The sequence below is a fragment of the Candidatus Ichthyocystis sparus genome, from assembly GCF_900078745.1.
Classification (GTDB): Bacteria; Pseudomonadota; Gammaproteobacteria; order Burkholderiales; family 2013Ark19i; genus Ichthyocystis; species Ichthyocystis sparus.
In genome coordinates, this window is sequence record NZ_FKII01000068.1 from 1 (window position 1) to 2,986 (window position 2,986).

General features: G+C 31.9%; 2 protein-coding genes. Both read left to right on the forward strand.

All coding sequences use genetic code 11. The features are described from left to right. Positions 1–1,821: ShET2/EspL2 family type III secretion system effector toxin (locus tag A6733_RS07195; RefSeq protein WP_092460719.1), on the forward strand; the 1,821-nt coding region annotated here is incomplete at its 5' end. Between the two features lie 870 nt (positions 1,822–2,691). Continuing rightward, positions 2,692–2,986 (forward strand): ShET2/EspL2 family type III secretion system effector toxin (locus A6733_RS07205; RefSeq protein WP_141663483.1); only part of this gene is annotated, 295 nt, incomplete at its 3' end.

The following is a 2,986-nucleotide window of genomic DNA, read 5'->3' on the forward strand; positions in this document are numbered from 1 at the left end:
TCAGCTTTATACGTTTCTGAAAGCATTAAATACCATAATAAAGCTAAAAAACTTAGAGTCCATGATTTACTGGGAAGTACGGAATCAATAAGGAGAGCTGCTCCTGGTAATATTCATGATCTGTATGATCAGATGTTAGGTAAATCATCTAATAGATATATTATAGTTTGTGATAGATTTGGTTGTTTTTTGCATGAAATTTCTACAAATACTGCTGTTAATAATCAAAGATTGTTTTTGTTGAGTAGTTGTAGCCATGTAATGGCATTAAGGGTTATTTGTAAATTAAAAACTAATCAACTAGGTAACGTTGAACGTAGATATGTAATTCATTTTTTTGATCCAAACAAAACTAATGTTGTTTCTCGTAGTGAAGTTAGTGATCCGAATTTTTTCTTGAATGAAGATAAGTTTTCTTTGCGTAAGTTTATTGGTAGTAATTGTTACGGTGAATATTTTGAGCAGTTGCCAGATGCCCCTAAAGAACATGAATTAATGATCTGCGAATGTAGCGATGATGGTATTGTAGGAAGCGAGTGTCTATCAAGATTAGAAACATTATTACATGATGGTATTTCAGAGTGCGCGTTATACCATTTAATGGAGAAGGGAGTATGCAATAAAAATATAATGATGATGTCTGAAAAACTATCTTTACTTCCTTCTAGTGTTAGAGAAAATGTTGTTTTAGGTAGAGGTAGTGATAATGTTTCAGCTTTGCATGTTGCTTTGTCTAATAATAATCATAAATCTATACGAGCATATTGTTACTTGTTAGACAGTTTATCTTATGATGAAAAGATAAGAGTATTGCCAAATTTACTTATTGCTAGTAATGAACATGGAGAATTAGGACTTGTTGTGGCTATGCAAGAAAATCATACTGACTCTATCTATGTTTTTTCTGATTTGCTAGAAATGTTACTTTCTTTGAGGGGGGGAATACCTGCGAATAAATTGGCTGATATTATCTTTAATTTGTTAGTTTATAGGACAAGTAATGGTGAAGAGGGTAGTGGACTATTTATGGCTATGCAGGAGGGGAGTTCATCTGCAATTATTGCTTTTGGTAGATTACTGGATGGATTAATTAGCCTTTCTAATGAAGTTTCAGTATTAGAAATTGCTGAAATGATTTTTACTATACTTATGTCTGGGCATGAAGATGTAAGTGGATTATTTATGGCTATGCAGGGGGGGCATGCATCTGCAATTGTTGCTTTTGGTAGCTTACTGGATAGATTAGTCTACCTTTCTGATGAAGTGCCAGCATTGGATATTGCTAGAATGATTTTTACTATACTTATGTCTGTCAATGATAGAGGTGTTACTGTATTATATGTGGCCATGCATAATGGCAAAGCATCTTCAATTTGTTCTTTTAGTAGGTTATTGGAGAGATTAGTATCGTTGGGTTCTATGATTTCTGGAGAACATTTTGAAAAGATGATGTTTGAAATATTGCTGGCAAGATCTGACTATAGTAGTGGTTTATTTGAAGCGCTTAAAAATAATCATGTAGATTCTATCAGGGAATATTGTTCTTTATTGGGAGTGATTAGCCAATCTAAGTTGCCAGATCTATTAGCCGCCAAAAATGTTCATGGAATTACAGGTATATTGTTTGCAAATGAAGAAACGGTTGATTTTTACTTTAATATATTGAAGGAATTTACTGTTGATGTGTTATCAGAATTGCTATCGATTTTAGAAAAAGTAAGACATGCAAACAAGTACGCAGAACTCGCAAGTGATGATAGAGCTAGGATTGTGAAATACGAAAGTTTCCTTCTACAATTAGAAGGTATTATAAATTCATAATACGCTAAATCTGCTTTTTCATTATTTATTATATTTTTCCTATATTTATTATTGTTTTCTTGGCTTTTGTTGTGTTTAATCATCATAGATATTATCTCTGTAAGTACTATATTAATTTTAATTTTGGTTGGCTATCATAATTGTAGTTGTGTAATTTGAGATGATCATCTAAAAATAACTAAGCTTAATCTAAGGAGTAAAAGTTAATATGTATGAGCTATCTTGTACTTTTTATGCATTACCAATACCGTTATTGCCATTAACTGTTGTGATAGTAAATAGATGTTCGTTAATTTTTTGCATATTACTCAATAAATGTGGCACATTATGTGAAGATTTTTATACTCTATTGAAGCGTGACAATTTGATATTATTGTTGGGTAGATTATATTTTTTAGTAAGTTTGACTGTTTTTTTTGTGTAATTATGTAAGTTTACCACAACACTAGTATTACACATGTTCATTAGATGACAACTGTGCAATGGTAGTAGTAAATATTTTTATGTAATTGGGTAGTAAGGGTTATTACGTCATATTTTCCTATAGATACGCATAATCAGTTAGCGCTTTGGATTGATATTATACTATATAAAATAGTAATTATAAATAATACATTGATAAATTATTCAATAATCTGCTATTCATATCCGTTACCCAAGATGGTACTTCACGACTATTTATAGTTTTTGATAATGATCGTGATAATTTTTTTCACAGTGTGAATTAATTTATTGAGATCCACTTTGTACATATAGATTAAATCGTACAGGTTACTGCATTATCTTTTTCTTTTAGTTAGGCAATAGCTGGGGTTATTGTTGCCCACAGTTGTAGCTTGGCTACGGTTATAAGTGTTTTGGAGGTATAATATGGCGTGCTCTGGCAGTTTACCGGTGAGGTTTTCTTCTTTCTCTGGTGAGGCCTTGTTGTCTTCTGACAAGAGTGATCCATATGTATCTACTAAGCACGTCAGTAATATTTATTCCTTAAACTCTAAGGTTCAGGTAGATGGCAAGAGAATCGTCTGCAGTCATTTGTCAGCTTTATACGTTTCTGAAAGCATTAAATACCATAATAAAGCTAAAAAACTTAGAGTCCATGATTTACTGGGAAGTACGGAATCAATAAGGAGAGCTGCTCCTGGTAATATTCATGATCTGTATG